Source organism: Paenibacillus sanfengchensis (genome assembly GCF_036864765.1).
Lineage (GTDB): Bacteria > Bacillota > Bacilli > Paenibacillales > Paenibacillaceae > Fontibacillus > Fontibacillus sanfengchensis.
Map to the genome: position 1 here is coordinate 54,204 of NZ_JBAGJC010000021.1, position 15,347 is coordinate 69,550.

Here is a 15,347-nt window from a genome sequence, read left to right on the forward strand (position 1 = left end):
AGAGTAAGGACATGCACGGTTTGAAACGGCCGTGACGACGACTGAAGGAGAGTGGGCAAGTGATCAAGCATATCGTATTGTTTAAACTGAAAGATTCGTCTCCGGCAAGTATTGAAACCACCGCCGGGGTGCTTCGCGGACTAAAAGGCAAGGTGGAGCAGCTTCGCGATCTGGAGGTAGGCATCGATGTCGTGAAATCGCCGCGTTCCTATGATATTGCCTTGGTGGCAACCTTTGATTCGCTGGAGGATTTGGAAGGATACCAGGTTCATCCCGAGCACAAGAAAGTGATCGAGCATATGACGCAGGTTCGGGAGAGCCAGGTTGCGGTGGATTTCGAATTTTAGCGGGATGCGAGAAGCCCCGAGGGAGGAAGCGCCTTGTATTATGTGAACCGGGAACAAATTGAACGCAGGCTGAATGTGCTTCCCGAGCTGGAACAGGTTTTTGCGGCGGCTTGCTCCGCCGAGGACAATCCGCTCATCCTGCGGTACGCCGAGGAACGGGCTCTGCATTTGGCGATTGAGGTCGTGACCGATGTGGGAAGCTACCTCATTGACGGATTTATAATGCGGGATGCCAGCAGCTATGAGGACATTATAGATATTATGCGTGATGAAAAAGTGATCGGTCAGCATCTGTTCGAGTTGTTAACCGAACTGGTACGGTTGCGGAAGCCGCTCGTGCAGGAGTATTTCGAATGGGACCGGAGCGCAGGACATGCGCTTGCCCGAAAGCTTCCGCAAGCGATGGAGGAATTCGCGGCAAACGTACGAACCTATCTGGACAAGGAAAATATTCCGTCCTAGAAGCGAAGTGACGATTTTTCCCGTGGACTGTGACAGGACGGCCCCCTCCTGCTTATAATGAACTATCGATATAGGCATTCGCCCGGTAGGGGAAGGCCGGATAAGGAGAGATGTGACGTGAGTAAAAACGCGAAGGGTTGGATTTGGGGAGCTGCGATCGGCGCGGTCGTAGGCTCGGTGACGGCATTGCTGTTTGCTCCGAAACCGGGGCGTGAACTGCGGAAGGATATCGCCGACGGAGCTCGTCAGGTTGGGGAGAAGACGCAGCAAGTGGCCGAAAAAGTCAGCGAACAAAGTGCGGAACTGGCCAGCCGCGTCAAGGAAACGGCCGGCGGTCTCGTTAGTGAATTCCAGGCTTGGCGCGCAGCCAAGGAGAAGGAAGACAACGAGGACACGGAAGTACGCGTTTCGTCACTCGGGGAGAATGAGGCGCCGGAGGAGACGGCGGTGATCGGCGTGGCTGGCGACAATGATCATCCCGAAAGCGATGTCTCGAGCGAGCAAATTACAGCCGCCGGCGAGACGGAACAGAAAGCTTAATTCCGGCCCGAACCGCCGGTGACGATCAAGACCCGATATGGGTCTTTTTTGTTGCCGCCGGTTAAAAATGGAAGGTCTCTATTTAGTTGTCCCTCCGTATAAATTGAGTTAAGATTTAGGTACGCTTTATGACTTGAATACATAAAGTAGGAAGAGAAAACGGAAATTTAAAATAACTAGTCTAAAGGAAGCGGTATGTTCGTGCAGCAGCAAGCCATCGCAATACTGGACTCCGGTGTGGGAGGTCTTACCGTCGTCAAGGAAGTCATGAGACAGCTTCCCCGGGAGAAAATTATTTATTTCGGGGATACCGCCCGCGCTCCCTACGGCCCCCGATCCTCCGAAGAGGTACGCCTCTTTACCGAGCAAATTGTTCAATTTCTGATTCAATTCGATCCGAAAATGATCGTTATCGCGTGCAATACCGCTACGGCCGCGGCTCTGGATTATATTCAATCCAAAGTGGCCGTTCCCGTGATCGGCGTGATTCATCCGGGAGCCCGTGCGGCTATCAGCGCCACGAAAACCGGAAAAATCGGCGTCATCGGGACGATCGGCACGATCCGCAGCGGCGCCTACACCGCGGCGCTTAAGGAACTGAATCCGGCGATTGAAATCGTCAGCGAAGCTTGTCCTACGCTCGTTCCGTTGGTGGAGCAGGGACGTTACGAAATGCCGGAGGCTCTGGGGATCGTGGAAGACGCGCTCCGTGAAATCCGGCAATATCCGATCGATTGCTTAATCCTCGGTTGCACTCATTATCCGTTTTTGGCGAGAACGATGATCCAGGTAATGGGACCTGCGGTAAAGCTGATCAGCTCCGCGGATGAGACGGCCCGGGAGATCAGCACCGTGCTTCATCAAAAAGGAAGGCTCGCCCGGGGCAGCGATATCCCCGTACACCAATTTTTTTGCAGCGGCGACCCGGACTTGTTCCGAAGCATCGCCTTGCAGTGGCTCGGCAGACAGATTGAGCTGACTCCGATCGTCTGGCAGGTATCCAACCCGGCCTTTTAACCGCAAAACCTTTGGGCAGCTATGCGCTGCGCCAAAGGTTTTTTGCTTTTCGTACGTGAAAGATGCGGTCGTATTGCGATTGCGGGTTAATTATATGGATAGCAAGCATTTCCGGCCCGTTGTTCGTGTAAAGTAAAATAGAGGTAAAGGGAAATCATTTATTATGTGAAGAAGGAGCAACCTTATGCAACTGATTGCCATGATTACGATGCTGATCGACCACATCGGGCTGCTGTTTTTCCCGGGAGACCTGATCTGGAGAGTGATCGGCCGAATCGCCTTTCCGATTTACGCCTATGCGCTGGTCCAAGGATACGCCCACACTTCCAATTTTAAGAAATATGCCATCCGACTGTTGCTGATTACCGTAATTTCCCAAATCCCGTACCAGCTTGTACTGAACGATGCGGGACTGAATGTCGTGGCCACGCTGCTGGTGGCGGTCCTGGTGCTGAAAATTCTGGATCATACCCAGCCCGGGGTCCTTTCGGTGCTGATCATTTCGGGATTTGCCGTATTTATGGAGGTTTTGCCGTTTGATTATGGGGCATATGGACTACTTCTCGTGCTTATATTCAAATATGCGCAATCTACCGGAATGCTGCTGATGCATTTGCTGTTGAACTGCGTTTATTTGCTTTCCTACGGCTGGACTATCCAGATGATCAGCATCCTGCCTACCTTGGTGATTGCCTATGGGCCGGGCGTATGGAAGCGGTTGGAGTCCATGCGGGTACCGGCCTGGGTATGGAGGTCGTTTTATCCGGCACATTTGTTCGTTCTTACCCTTGTCGTATACGGGTTGAGGCTTAGCGCGGGGGATTGATTAAAGTACGAAAGGATGGGATAAGGTGAATCCCGATCGGAAGGAACGGCATGTTCGGCCGCTGGTGACGGTGAGAAACCTTAACGGGTATCGCAATGCCGATTATGTGGCACAAGTGCGGGAGCTGACGCGGCAATATCCCGGCATCCGGATAAGATCCATCGGGCAAAGCGTGCTTGGCGAACCGCTGGTTGCCCTGGTGTTGGGAGAGGGTCCGGAAGCGGTCCATATGAACGCCGCCGTTCATGCGAACGAGTGGATCACGGCCCCGCTGCTGCTCCGGTTTGTGGAGCGGTTGGCGGAAGCCTGGGAAGCCGGGGAGGAGTGCGGCCTGGATGCCGTCACCTTGTGGGCGGTCCCCATGGTCAACCCCGACGGCGCCGACCTGGCGCAGGATGGCATCCCGCCCGGCTTCGCCCGGGCGGAGGAGCTCGCCGCGTGGAACGGCGGCAGCCGCGATTTTCGCCGCTGGAAGGCCAATATCCGCGGCGTCGATTTGAACGACCAGTTCCCGGCCGGCTGGGAACTGGAGCGGGAGCGCCGGGGCGTGTGCGGCCCGGCGCCGCAGGATTACGGCGGTCCGCATCCGCTCAGCGAGCCGGAGGCGGCCGCCCTGGCCCGGCTGACCCGCGAAATGCGGTTCAGCCGGGTGCTCTCTTTGCATACGCAGGGCAAAGAGATTTATTGGAACTACCGCGAGCGGGAGCCGCGGGAGGCGGAAATGCTGGCCGCGCGCCTGGCGGCGTCCGGTGGCGGATACCGGGCCGTTAAGCTTGCGGGGAGCGACGCGGGGTACAAGGATTGGTTCATCGACGAATTCGGCCGGCCCGGCTTTACCGTAGAAGCGGGGGAGGGCGTGAACCCTCTGCCTTTGGAGGAATTCGAGGAGATCTACGAAGAACTGGCCCCGATCCTGGCCGAGTTTATCCGCGGATAACGCGGCTTTTTTTTGTCCAAACGGTTGAACGTATATAGAAAAAATGGGTATCTTATCGTATAACGGTATAGAGAGGGGGAGTTCCATGAAATGGTCTAAGCTTTGGTCGCTGCGCCGTTGGGCGCATGTATTCCGCCGGCTTCCCGGACTGCTGCGGTCTCCCCGCGTTCCATTGACGGACAAGCTGCTGCTGGCGGTCCCGGCGGTATTGTACTGGGTGCTGCCTGACGTGCTGCCTTTTATACCGGTCGATGATATCGCGGTGACGATGCTGCTGATGAATTGGTTCGTGGATCGGGCGGAGCGCAAGGACAAGCAGCCCGTGCGGGAAATTGAAAGATAAGGGGACCCTTGCGCGAATGGGGCGGATTCTTTACAATAGGAATGTTAAGGTTGTTATTCTAGCTACCCGATAGGAGAGGTTGATTCGATGAGCGCCAAAATTACCCGCAATGCGGCGAAAGTGATAAAGAAGGAACTGGAGAAGGAAGAGAACCAAGGGCTCGTGCTGAAGGTATTCATCACCCACGCCCACGGGGACCACGCTCATTACGGCCTGGATTTGGTCAAAAAGAACGAGAATGACCATGTCGTGTCTACCGATAAAGAGATCGACGTCATCGTTGACGTAAACGAGCCGCTCCTGGAAGGCGTTAAAATCGATTATCTGTATTTTCCGCAGGAGGGCTTCGTAATCACCAACCCTTCCAAAGGAAACCATGGGGATCATTAATCCGCATAAAGAAGGGAAGAGCATGGCTAACGATATTCGCATTTGTGACAAATGCAATCATATCCGCATGAAGACATTTGTGCCGAAGCTGCAAAAACTGGCGCCGGACGCCGAGATCAAAATCGGCTGCAAGTCCTACTGCGGCCCCTGCGGCAAGCGGGCCTTCGTCTATATCAACGGCCGCTATGTCAGCGCGCCGACGGAAGACGAGGTTTTGACCAAGGCGGCGCCGTTTGTTAAGAAACCGAAATAGGGGCGGGCTACTTAGCCCGAGGTCTTTTTCACTACTGGTACGGAACAAAATGAACCGCAGGAGCTTTTGTGCACCTGCGGTTTTTTGTCGTGTCGATGCAGAGGATACCCGGATGCCGTCTATTGACAAAAAAGGGAAACTGCAATAAAGTGTGAATGAATAAAATAATATTCATTCACATGTTTGGCCGCGGTCGACATCAAATGAAGTATCTAACCGGCAATGGAGCAAGAGACCGTATCGCCATACCAAGAAAGCGAAAATACGCCGGGATAAGTGAAATAAATCACAAATTTAACGATTCCTCGGCAAAACCAGCATCGGAGGTCAGGCAAGTGGAAGACAAGAAAACCCGAATTTATCAATGCGGAAAGGAGTTGTTTAGCGCCAAAGGATTCAAGGATACGAACGTGGCAGGCATTACTCAAAAAGCCGGAGTTAGCGTAGGCACTTTTTACAACTATTATCCTTCGAAAGAGAATCTGTTCATGGAGATTTTTTTGGAGGAAAACGCGCAGCTCAAAAGGGACCTGATGGCGTCCGTCGATCCGAATGAAGAGCCATTGCGGATAATTCAAGGGTTTCTGGCGCGGAATCAGGAGGGTATGAAGTCGCACCCGATCCTGAAGGAATGGTATAACCGCGACGTGTTCGGCCGAATCGAAAAGCTGTACCGCGAAGAAAACGGCCAGGAAGCTGTCGATTTCGTTTATGGCCAATCGGCCGAAATGGTGAAACGATGGCAGGCGGAAGGGAAGTTGCGGGACGATATCGACAGCGAGATGATTATGGCAATGTTTGCGGCCATCATCAACATCGATACGCACAAGGAAGAAATCGGGCTGGCGTATTTTCCGCAGCTCCAGGATTATATGACGGAGTTTGTCATGGATGGGCTGACCCGTCGTCCTCGATAACGCGAAGTTAGAAAGGAGGTCACCCGCGAATGGGCCGGTCAAAATCAACCGAGTCGATCGATTCCGAGTGTTTGGGGATGGGAACCAAGTTGTGGCACAAAGCTTACGGTAAAAGCGCGGAAAATGCGCTTCAGGCGGTCGAAGCGGAAGTCAAACGCTTGGAACGCCTGCTAAGCCGCTTCGCCCCCGATAGCGACATCGCCAAAATCAACAGGCTGGCGGGCAGAGGGAAGGTCGAACTCAGCCCCGAGGCATTTGAAGTGCTGGCTCTGGCCGGCCGCTTTTCGGGCCTCTGCCGTGGAGCGTTTGATATTACCATCGGCCCGCTGGTGGAGCTTTGGGATTATAAAAACGCCACAGCCGCTCCAGATCACGAAAGGATCAGGGAGGCGCTATCCCTGGTGAATTATGCGGATCTGCGCCTGGAGTCCATGACCCAAACTGCCGGACTTAGGGTTAGGGGCCAGTCGATAGATCTGGGGGCGATCGGCAAAGGGTACGCCAGCGACAAGCTGATTGAGGTGTTCCGCCGTTTCGGTGTCGCCTCCGCGTTCAGCAATCTCGGCGGTAACGTCGCCGTCTTGGGCGCCAAACCGGACGGTGCTCCATGGCGTGTCGGCATCCGCCATCCGAGAAGGGAAAACCGCTTGATCGGCGCGGTCGACGTCGTCGACAGGGCGGTCGTAACGTCGGGGGACGATCAGCGCTATTTTATCGACGCCATGGGGATCCGGCGGCATCATCTTCTGGATCCGGCGACAGGATATCCCGCGGATGCCGGCCTGATCAGCGTAACGATCGTCGCGGACAGCGCTGCTGCGGCCGATGCGTTGTCGACGGCGGTGTTTGTGGCCGGAATGGAGCGGGGCCTGTCGTTCCTCCGCGGCTTCCCCGGAGCCGAGGCCGTTTTCGTCGACCGGCGCGGGCAGGTTTACGTGACGCCGGGATTAAAGAATCATTTTCAGGCACAAGAGGGGTTGGCCGCCGTCATTGCCTAAATCCAAGGGAGGACAAAGCGGATGAACCAAAAGAGGGGTTCAAAGCGAGCGAAAGGAAGGATAGGGATGTGGATTATTGCAGTGGTGCTTACGCTGGCGGCAGTTGTCGGTGGCGGGCTCTTGTTCACCGAGGGGGAACGGAGGGAAGGCAGGCAGCTCCCGATTGCCGACTTGGACTTTAAGAACCTGAAGGACGGAACGTATATCGGAAGTTATGCCGGCGGGAAGTACAAATTACGGGCCAATCAGGTTCAGGTTACCGTTTCCTCGGGAAAGGTAACGGATATTAAGCTGTTGATGCATAAAGAGAATCAAACGCCGGAGTTTACCGGCAATTTGTACGGCAGGGTCCTCGCTTCGCAGTCGCTTAAAGTGGACACCATCAGCGGCGCGACGATCACCTCCAAAGCTTACCTCAAATCAGTGGAGGACGCGCTCGGCCAAGCGCAAAAATAGAAGTCAATAAGGTTCCCGAAGCGGGACGGAGAGGTGGATCCGATGATTTTTTATTTTACCGGAACGGGCAACTCGCTGTACGCGGCAAAAACGATCGCGAGCCGGCAAGAGGAGGAACTGATCTCCATCACGGCCGCGGTCGGAAGCGGCAAGGACGTCTATGAATACGAACTTCGGGACAACGAGGTCGTAGGTTTTGTGCATCCGGTGCATGCGTGGGGGCCGCCGCCGATCGTACTGGATTTTATCCAAAAGCTGAAACTTCGAAATTACCGTGGGAATTACGTATTTTCGGTCGTCACCTGTGGGGGAAGCGCGGGAAATACGATGAAGCTGACGGCCCGCTCATTGAAAGAACATGGTCTGCCTTTAAACAGCGGGTTTTCCGTGATCATGCCGAACAACTATATCATGATGGGGGATGTGGATAGCGAGGCGGTTCGGCAAGAAAAACTTGCGGCGGCCAACGAAACCTTGCGGTACATCAACGAAGCGGTAGCCCGGAAAGCGGAGGAGTTTCGGGTCAATCGAGGCCGGCTGCCTTGGTTGGTCACCGGGGTGATCCATCCTATGTTTTCCAAGAATGCCATGAAGACAGAAAAATTTCACGCCACAGATCAGTGCACCGGCTGCGGAATCTGCGCCAAGGTATGCAATTGCGGCAATATTCTGGTAGACGATAGGCCTGATTGGGGGGCGCGCTGCACGCAATGTTTGGCATGCATCCATTATTGCCCCGCTCAAGCCGCACAGTATGGGAAAGTGACCGAGAAAAAAGGGAGATACGTCAATCCTTACGTGAGTATCGCTGAAATCAGCAAAGGCAAGACGCTTTCGTAATCATGAAAAAACTGCATGGTTGACGCTGACGAAACCGCCGCATTCTTTGTAGCGAACCAAAGGCCGAACAGGGTTCAAGTCGAACCCGGCCGGCCTTTTGGCATACTACAGCTGTTTTTCCTGAACCATCGCATTCCTCAACTGAGGAATCAAATCTTCCGTGATCAGCCTGTCCGAGATTTGCAGCTGTTTTTTGGCGCGATCGTACGGAACCCGGCACGGCTCGATATCGGTTTTGGTACCGGTAGCGAGATCATAGCAGGCGCCGTTCTCGAACAGATTGTCCGGGGAAGGAATATAATACAGCTTCCCGTCGGTAAAGGCACCGGACCGGAGAACGACAAATGGAGGGCTCGAGGCGAACAGGTTGTTGCCCATCATGTAGTAGCCGTCCGACGGAATGCCCAGCACATGCAGGAGCGATGGAGCCATATCAAGCTGACCCGAAGGGCGGTCGTCCACGCCGGTCGTTTTGCCGCCAGGCAGGTGAACGAGCAGGGGCACCTGATTCATGATTTGATGCATATCGAGCTCGGTCAGCGGCTTACCCAAAAACTTCTCGTAGTCCTCTTTTTCCGTAATCGAATTATCATGATCGCCGTACACGTAAAGGATCGTATTGTCCCAAAGTCCCTTCTCCTTCATTCCCTCCATCAGTTCGCCCAAGGCGGCATCGGCGTAATGAACCGATTCCAGATAATTGCCGAACATCGAATCCTTGAACTCCCCGGTATCCAGTTCTTTGACCGCGGCGGGAAGGGAGTAGGGATGATGGCTGGAAAGCGTGATTAAAAAAGAGTAAAACGGCTGCTTTTCTTTGCTCATCAGGTCCAGCGATTGGCGGAAAAACGATTTGTCCCCCAGCGACCAGCCTAGCGGCTCGTCCAGGGTGAAGTCTTTTTTGCTGTAAAAATGGTCGTATTCCATCGCTTTGTACATGTTGTTGCGGTTCCAGAAGCCCCCCTCATAGGCGTGGAAAACGGCGGTTTCGTACCCGCGGCTTCCCAGAATTTGCGGCAGGACGTCATAGCTGTGATCCGGGTAACGAACAAAGACGGACCCTGTGGGAAGCGGGTGCAGGGAGCTCTGGGAGGAAAAATCGGCGTCCGAAGTCCGTCCCTGCCCTGTCTGATGATAATAGTTGCTGTAATAGAGGCTTTCCTTCATCAGCTTATTGAAATTCGGCGTAATCTCCTGGCCGCCGATTTCTCGGCCAATCATAAAGTTCATGAAGGCTTCCACCTGGACTACGAGAACGTTGCTTCCCCGGTAGGCGCCGAAGCTGGCGTTGGCTTCGTTGCGGGCATCGGCTTTTTGAGCGAACCAATTCTCAAGTTCCTGTTTCTCTTGCTCCGTCATCTTCGTTTCACCGCCGATGTGTTCCTTCGCGTACCGGTAGACATCATAGCCGTGAAATCCGAGCAGCCCGGTCACGTTGTAGAGGGAAATATTCCACCATCCGCCTTCAAAGAGACCGGCGGCCCAAGTTTTCGTATAGTGACGGATCGGGGCCATCGTGAGGACGAAGCCCAGGGCAAAGACCGCAAGACCCGCGATTAAGCGGGATAACGCCCGCGTGCCGCGGTTGGCGCGGTTATCGTGGCCGGCTGCGGAGTGCCGGGAGTGCAAGGAGTGCAAGGAGTGCAAGGAGTGCCGTGCTTCCTTAACACTTCGGGTGGCGGCATGCCCGTGCGCTCCTTTGCGGCGCCGGTACCCCCGCTCAACTAGCACGGAGACCAGCCACACCATCCAGTCGGCGAAGAGCCATAGATCGGTAGGGCGGAGGAGGGAGCGGATGCTTTCCCCCAGCTCGCCCACCTGGCCGGCCTGGAACAGGACAGGCACGGTAATGAAATCCGCAAAATACCGGTAGTAGACCAGATCCGCGAAGATCACCACAGTCAGCAGCACGTTTAAAATGCCGAGAGCAATCGTCCGTCCCCGCCCTGGGAGCCACAGCGTCCAGAAGGAAGCCAACATAATCGAACCGGCGGCGATAAGATGATCAAGCGCATTCATATCGATATACAGCGCGTGAAGGTTGTCGTGCAGGATTCTTAATTTAAGTAGAATGACGAGAATGAACAGGATATATCCCAAATGGCGAAAAAGCTTGAATGCTCGGGGCATGGTTCGGGACCCCCCCTTTCCAAAAATGCAGAAACCCTCCGCCCGGGCTTAGTGCCGCGGGGGAAGGGGTCCGAGATATTGCAGGTATTGGCATTCGATCCGGCCGTTGAACAGCTTCCGTCGTTTGTCCGCTTTGCGCTGAAAATCATGCTCGAACTGCTTGGTCGGCGTCAGCGCGAAAAAAGACCAGGTCGGCAGTTCGGCATAAACGCGGCCGAGCTGGCCGATCAACCGGCGCACTTCCTTCTCCTCCCCGATCCGTTCGCCGTACGGGGGATTGGTGATCATGACGCCGTAATCGCCCTCCGGCCGGATTTTCACGGCCGGAAGAGGGCTGAAGGCGATCTCTTTGGCCAGCCCGGCGCTTTTGGCCGCGGCCTCGGCGATCTCAATCGCCTTCGGATCAATGTCGCTGCCGGCGATATTCAGCGGAATATCGTCTTTGACGGCATCGATCGCTTCCTCGCGGGCCTCTTGCCACAGCGACTCCGGCAGGCCCGGCCAGGCCTCGGAGTTAAAGGTGCGCCGCAGGCCCGGCGCGATATTCCAGCCGATCATCGCGGCCTCGATCGGCAGCGTTCCCGAGCCGCAGCACGGGTCGTAAAACGGCCGCGACGGATTTTGATGCCAGCGGCTGAGCAGGATCATCGCCGCGGCGAGCGTTTCCTTCAGCGGGGCTTCCGTGGCCACCTTGCGGTAGCCGCGTTTGTGCAGCGCCGGGCCGGTCGTATCCAGCGTCAGCAGCGCTTTATCGTTCAGCAGGTTGATTTCGATGACGTAGCGCGGTCCGTTTTCCTCGAACCAGTCGTTGCGGTACGTTTCTTTCAGCTTCTCGACCACGGCCTTTTTGACAATCCCCTGACAGGCGGGCACGCTGCTGAGCTGGGACTTGTGCGAGCGGCCTTCGACGGGGAATTCGCCGTGAATCGGAATCCAGTCCTGCCAAGGGAGCGCCTTTGTGCCTTCAAATAATTCGTCGAACGTAAGCGCCGTGAACTCGCCCATTTTGATCAGAACCCGATCGGATGTGCGCAGCCATAAATTGCATCGGCAAATATCGTACAAATCCCCTTTAAAAGTAACTCTGCCGTTCTCCACGACCGTATCCTGGTACCCCAAATCCTTAAGCTCGCGCGCTACGACGGCTTCCAATCCCATCGGCGCGGTGGCGATCAATTCCAGTTGTCCTTGTCCTGACATTCCGTTTATCAACTCCATGTTCATAGGTTTCGCAACTCGATAGGCAAGCGTGTCAGATGGTTTCTGGCTTCTGGCTTCTCCATCTACACAAGCTTAACCGCTTATTAACGGGAAAACCTCCCGGTAATTTTCCGCTTATGACCCTTGGAGCGGATTTTGCTGGAAAATCTCCATCTATTTCACGTCCAAATCACCGCTCCGGACAAATTCAGACGATTTAGCTGGAGATTTTCCCGCTAATTTGTCTCCGCAGCCGCATAGGTCCCGAAATACCGGGAACAATTCCCGTTATTTTGCACTAGCGTTGCTTTAAGCAATTTGAATAAGGGCCTATAACGCGCTAATTTGTCGAATTCGGCTCATCGGTATGGGATAACGGCTTTTTAGAGCCTTACTTTTGGGAAATAGCGGGCCAAACCTCGATTTCAGGGTTCGCACCAGGGCAATAAGACCTTTGTTGACCGCTATTATTGCCGCGGAACCGAATCGGGCCGAAATAGCGCCTCAAAAGGCCGCTAATTCGGCGGGCGGCTAGGGAAGTTAAGAAGTGCCGGATCCAACTCGCCACGCCGCTTCTTAAGTCGGCGAAGGCGAATAAGTCTTGTAATGGTCAGCACCATGTCTGATTTCATGCAACGCTAGCAGTTACTTTGAGAAAGTTGCTGGCGTTGCCTGTTTCTCTTGTGGTTCCCGTGTAAAAACCATACAATTCAGTATAGGACAATGTTCATGAAGATACAAACCGAAAATTGGTGAACGGACAAGGTAAAAGGAGCGTGCGGAATGTTAACCCCTGAACGATACAGTGAGGATTTATACCACGAGGACGAGGTCCTTAGAACGGTAACCGAGTCGATTCAAGCGAGCGGGATGAATGACGTTTCGATCGCGCCGGGGTACGGCAGGCTGTTAACCCTGCTTGCGACCGTCGCGGGGGCCCATTCCATCCTGGAGATCGGAGCGCTCGGAGGCTACAGCGGCATTTGTCTGGCGCGCGGTTTGGCCAAGGGAGGGCGGCTTTTGTCGCTGGAGCTGAAAGAGGAGAACGCCGCCTTGGCCAAGCGGAATTTGGCGGCCGCCGGTTTTGGCGAACTGGCCTCCTATATGGTGGGGCCGGCGCTGGACAGCCTGGAACGACTGGAGGAGCGGGGGGAGCGGTTTGATTTTTTCCTGATCGATGCGGATAAGGAAAACTACCCCGCCTACCTGGAGTATGCCATCCGCCTGGCCAAGCCGGGGGCAATCATCGCCGGCGACAACACCCTGCTGCGCGGCCGCACGTTGAACCCGGACAAGAATGGCCCATCGGTTCAGGCCATGCGCCGGTTCAACGAGATGATCGCCAGCGACGAGCGGTTGATCAGCACGATGCTGCCGGCCTTCGACGGCCTGGCCCTGGCGGTCGTGAAGCAGCCGTAGCCGGGGGAGCAGGGCTTTGTGCCTTTGCCTCATAGCGGCCGCAACGCCGTGCCGGTCCGAGCCGGACACCTGGGGGCCGTTATCGCCCCGTCCTTCGGTGCGGTTTCAAGATAACGGCCTATTATCCTAATAGGGCGTTACTTACACGGATTGAAGTTTTTTTCCGAGGCTGCCTCCATCTAAGCTTTTTTGTCGCAAAAGGCCTTTATCCACCTGCACGGCTTTCGAAGGGAAGATGGCCCATATTTGTTCATGATCCAATTGCTTAATGCAACGCTAGTGGCTTTTTTGCTCAAGTAAGACCAAAAAAAGTCCGCTATTATGCTGACAGAGCCGCCGATCGGGCAAATAACGCCCATAAAAGCACTGAAGTTGCATCAAACCTGACATGGAGCTGCCTATTTTGTAACTTGTCGCCTCGGTGTGGCGAGTTGGATCCGGCGTGCCCCATTTCCCTAACCGCCGTCGCATGAGCAGCCTTGCAAGAAAGACGAAAATTAACGCTAACGGTTGCCACAGCCGTTATTTGTCCTGAAAACGCCGATTTCCCATAGCTAACGGCCGCCACGGCGCTTATTTTCGCATAAACAGGCTGTTAAGGCAGTAATCTTGCAAAAAAAATGACATAAAAAGTAAGAAGAATAATTTACAAAAAAAGGAGACCCCAGTTATCGTAGAATTGTACAGACACATACGAAAGGAGGTCTCCTTGAATAAAAAGATACCTAACCCATCCGTGATTCGTCAAGCCTTAGGTTGGTTGGATGTCCATGTGCGTTTACTCTGTGGCGATCATTACGCCAAGAAGCTTTGCTTTGGCAACACGATTCTTCTCTTTCTGGAGGCCATTTTGCAAAAACGGAGTTCACTAGATAACATCACAGAGCATTTACGAAGTGCTCCGTGGCTGCAAAAATGGGTAGGCTTGGAGTCGATCCATGCTTCCTCCTTAAATCGAAAACTAGCGCAAATTCCAACCGACAGTGTTCGTAACTTGTTCCTCCAGCGTCTCAAAAACCTGTGGCATCACCAGGGACCTACACTACCGAAAAAGCTCAAGGGACTTGGGCGACTGGCCGCGGTAGACTCCTCGTCAATCACTCTGAGCCTACCGCGAGGGAAGTGGGCATTACGCCAAGCGGGAGAGAGTGCGGTAAAAATGCATACCTGCCTGCATCTCACCGGCGAGATAAGCGCCTGGCTAAAAGGCATCGTACTCTCCACGGCGATGGTGGCCGACCTAGACTCGGAAGTGCTGGAACACCTTGTTTGGGAGCCAGGAACCACCTATTTGTTTGACCGAGGTTATATCTGTTACGGACAATTCCTCCATTGGGATCGAAATCAGATTTACTTTGTGGTCCGACTTAAGAGCAACAGCAGAGTACGGGTGCTTCAGTCCAAGGTCGCGGGGAGTTTCATCAAGCGGGATGCCGAAGTAGAAATCAAGGACCCGGATAGCCAACAAACCGGCGTGTTCCGACTGGTCGAGTTTGAGTTTATCGACAATAAGCACAAGGTTCATCAAGTGCGAGTTCTAACGAACCGCTGGGATGTAAAAGCGGAAGATGTGGCCCGAATGTATCACTACCGCTGGAAAGTGGAACTATTTTTTAAATTCATGAAGTCAAATTTGCATCTGAAAAAAATATACAACAACAAGCCACAGGCGGTATGGAACCTGATTTATTTAAACCTACTGGCGTACGTAGTGTGTGAAGAAATCCGGTATCTCTACGCTCCGGATCTGCCCATTGGCCAAGTGACGAGGAAGATGCGTGCGTATTTAACGAATGCGTGGACCGATTTTTTGGACCGTTTACATCCAGTGACGCAGCGGACGAGTAAGGGCCGAAGGAAAAAGGGCGGTCGTCCAAGAATTCATCCAGAACGTTTGGAGAAACTACGGATGATCTATTACTAAAAAAATGTAGAACCAAAACAGAAGAAAAACTATACTCTGGAAAAAAATGTGTCTGTACGTTTGAAAGTAAGGTGGGGCTTTTTTTTGCCTTTTTGGGAGAGGCGAAACATCACTGGCAAACAAGTTGAACTAGAGCATAGGATGGGAAAAGGCAAGAGGGTGAAATGATTCTGGAGAAGCGTAGCGTTCGCCTTTGTTACCGGACTTCTACCTTATCTGAATTTAATTCATCAAGAAATCCGGGAGCAACAGCGATCGGAAGAACATTTCACCCGGCTGCCTCTATCCCTCCATCATTAGTTCAACTCATTACGACTAACTGATGTTAAGGTTTTTGCAAGATTAATG

17 protein-coding genes are annotated in these 15,347 nt (G+C 53.9%); 15 read left to right on the forward strand and 2 right to left on the reverse strand.

The features are described from left to right. Positions 1–59: 59 nt before the first annotated feature. The 13 genes from V4U84_RS25185 to V4U84_RS25245 all read left to right on the forward strand — a co-directional run bounded on the left by V4U84_RS25185 (position 60) and on the right by V4U84_RS25245 (position 8,326). Positions 60–347 carry a Dabb family protein gene (locus tag V4U84_RS25185; RefSeq protein ID WP_334075925.1) on the forward strand — a complete coding sequence of 96 codons (288 nt, stop codon included), beginning with the start codon at positions 60–62 and terminating at the stop codon, positions 345–347. Between the two features lie 33 nt (positions 348–380). Then, positions 381–809 (forward strand): DUF86 domain-containing protein, encoded by a 429-nt coding sequence (locus V4U84_RS25190; RefSeq protein ID WP_334075926.1) that lies wholly within the window; start codon positions 381–383, stop codon positions 807–809. A gap of 117 nt (positions 810–926) precedes the next feature. Then, the gene (locus tag V4U84_RS25195) at positions 927–1,349 is read left to right on the forward strand and encodes a YtxH domain-containing protein (RefSeq protein ID WP_334075927.1); all 423 of its coding nucleotides are present in this window, start codon (positions 927–929) and stop codon (positions 1,347–1,349) included. Between the two features lie 195 nt (positions 1,350–1,544). After that, on the forward strand, positions 1,545–2,366 hold the full coding sequence (gene racE / locus V4U84_RS25200; protein WP_334075928.1) for a glutamate racemase: 822 nt from the start codon (positions 1,545–1,547) through the stop codon (positions 2,364–2,366). Positions 2,367–2,550: 184 nt separating this feature from the next. Beyond that, positions 2,551–3,192, forward strand: coding sequence for a TraX family protein (locus V4U84_RS25205; RefSeq protein ID WP_334075929.1), 642 nt, complete (start codon positions 2,551–2,553; stop codon positions 3,190–3,192). A 25-nt stretch (positions 3,193–3,217) separates the two neighbouring features. Next, a complete protein-coding gene (locus tag V4U84_RS25210) occupies positions 3,218–4,129 on the forward strand; it encodes a M14 family metallopeptidase (protein ID WP_334075930.1) in 912 nt (303 codons plus the stop codon). A gap of 85 nt (positions 4,130–4,214) precedes the next feature. Next, positions 4,215–4,472, forward strand: coding sequence for a YkvA family protein (locus V4U84_RS25215; protein ID WP_334075931.1), 258 nt, complete (start codon positions 4,215–4,217; stop codon positions 4,470–4,472). Positions 4,473–4,559: 87 nt separating this feature from the next. Then, positions 4,560–4,862 carry a HesB/IscA family protein gene (locus V4U84_RS25220; protein ID WP_334075932.1) on the forward strand — a complete coding sequence of 101 codons (303 nt, stop codon included), beginning with the start codon at positions 4,560–4,562 and terminating at the stop codon, positions 4,860–4,862. A gap of 22 nt (positions 4,863–4,884) precedes the next feature. Beyond that, positions 4,885–5,115, forward strand: a complete 231-nt coding sequence (locus V4U84_RS25225; RefSeq protein ID WP_334075933.1) for a YuzB family protein — start codon at positions 4,885–4,887, stop codon at positions 5,113–5,115. Positions 5,116–5,450: 335 nt separating this feature from the next. Further along, positions 5,451–6,032, forward strand: a complete 582-nt coding sequence (locus V4U84_RS25230) for a TetR/AcrR family transcriptional regulator (protein ID WP_334075934.1) — start codon at positions 5,451–5,453, stop codon at positions 6,030–6,032. Between the two features lie 29 nt (positions 6,033–6,061). Continuing rightward, a complete protein-coding gene (locus V4U84_RS25235) occupies positions 6,062–7,030 on the forward strand; it encodes an FAD:protein FMN transferase (protein ID WP_334075935.1) in 969 nt (322 codons plus the stop codon). A 66-nt stretch (positions 7,031–7,096) separates the two neighbouring features. Then, entirely contained in the window at positions 7,097–7,486 is a 390-nt protein-coding gene (locus tag V4U84_RS25240) for an FMN-binding protein (RefSeq protein WP_334075936.1), read from the forward strand. Positions 7,487–7,528: 42 nt separating this feature from the next. Beyond that, complete coding sequence (locus V4U84_RS25245) at positions 7,529–8,326, forward strand: EFR1 family ferrodoxin (RefSeq protein WP_334075937.1); 798 nt, start codon at positions 7,529–7,531, stop codon at positions 8,324–8,326. Between the two features lie 105 nt (positions 8,327–8,431). Here the strand turns inward: V4U84_RS25245 and V4U84_RS25250 are convergent, their stop codons facing one another. Both V4U84_RS25250 and V4U84_RS25255 read right to left on the reverse strand, forming a co-directional pair. Beyond that, positions 8,432–10,456 (reverse strand): LTA synthase family protein, encoded by a 2,025-nt coding sequence (locus V4U84_RS25250; RefSeq protein WP_334075938.1) that lies wholly within the window; start codon positions 10,454–10,456, stop codon positions 8,432–8,434. Between the two features lie 48 nt (positions 10,457–10,504). Then, positions 10,505–11,656: a THUMP domain-containing class I SAM-dependent RNA methyltransferase gene (locus V4U84_RS25255; protein WP_334075939.1), complete on the reverse strand. Its 1,152-nt coding sequence runs from the start codon at positions 11,654–11,656 to the stop codon at positions 10,505–10,507. Positions 11,657–12,439: 783 nt separating this feature from the next. Here V4U84_RS25255 and V4U84_RS25260 point away from each other — a divergent pair. Both V4U84_RS25260 and V4U84_RS25265 read left to right on the forward strand, forming a co-directional pair. After that, positions 12,440–13,075 carry an O-methyltransferase gene (locus V4U84_RS25260; protein ID WP_334075940.1) on the forward strand — a complete coding sequence of 212 codons (636 nt, stop codon included), beginning with the start codon at positions 12,440–12,442 and terminating at the stop codon, positions 13,073–13,075. A 709-nt stretch (positions 13,076–13,784) separates the two neighbouring features. After that, the gene (locus V4U84_RS25265; protein ID WP_334077049.1) at positions 13,785–14,999 is read left to right on the forward strand and encodes an IS4 family transposase; all 1,215 of its coding nucleotides are present in this window, start codon (positions 13,785–13,787) and stop codon (positions 14,997–14,999) included. Positions 15,000–15,347: the final 348 nt, after the last annotated feature.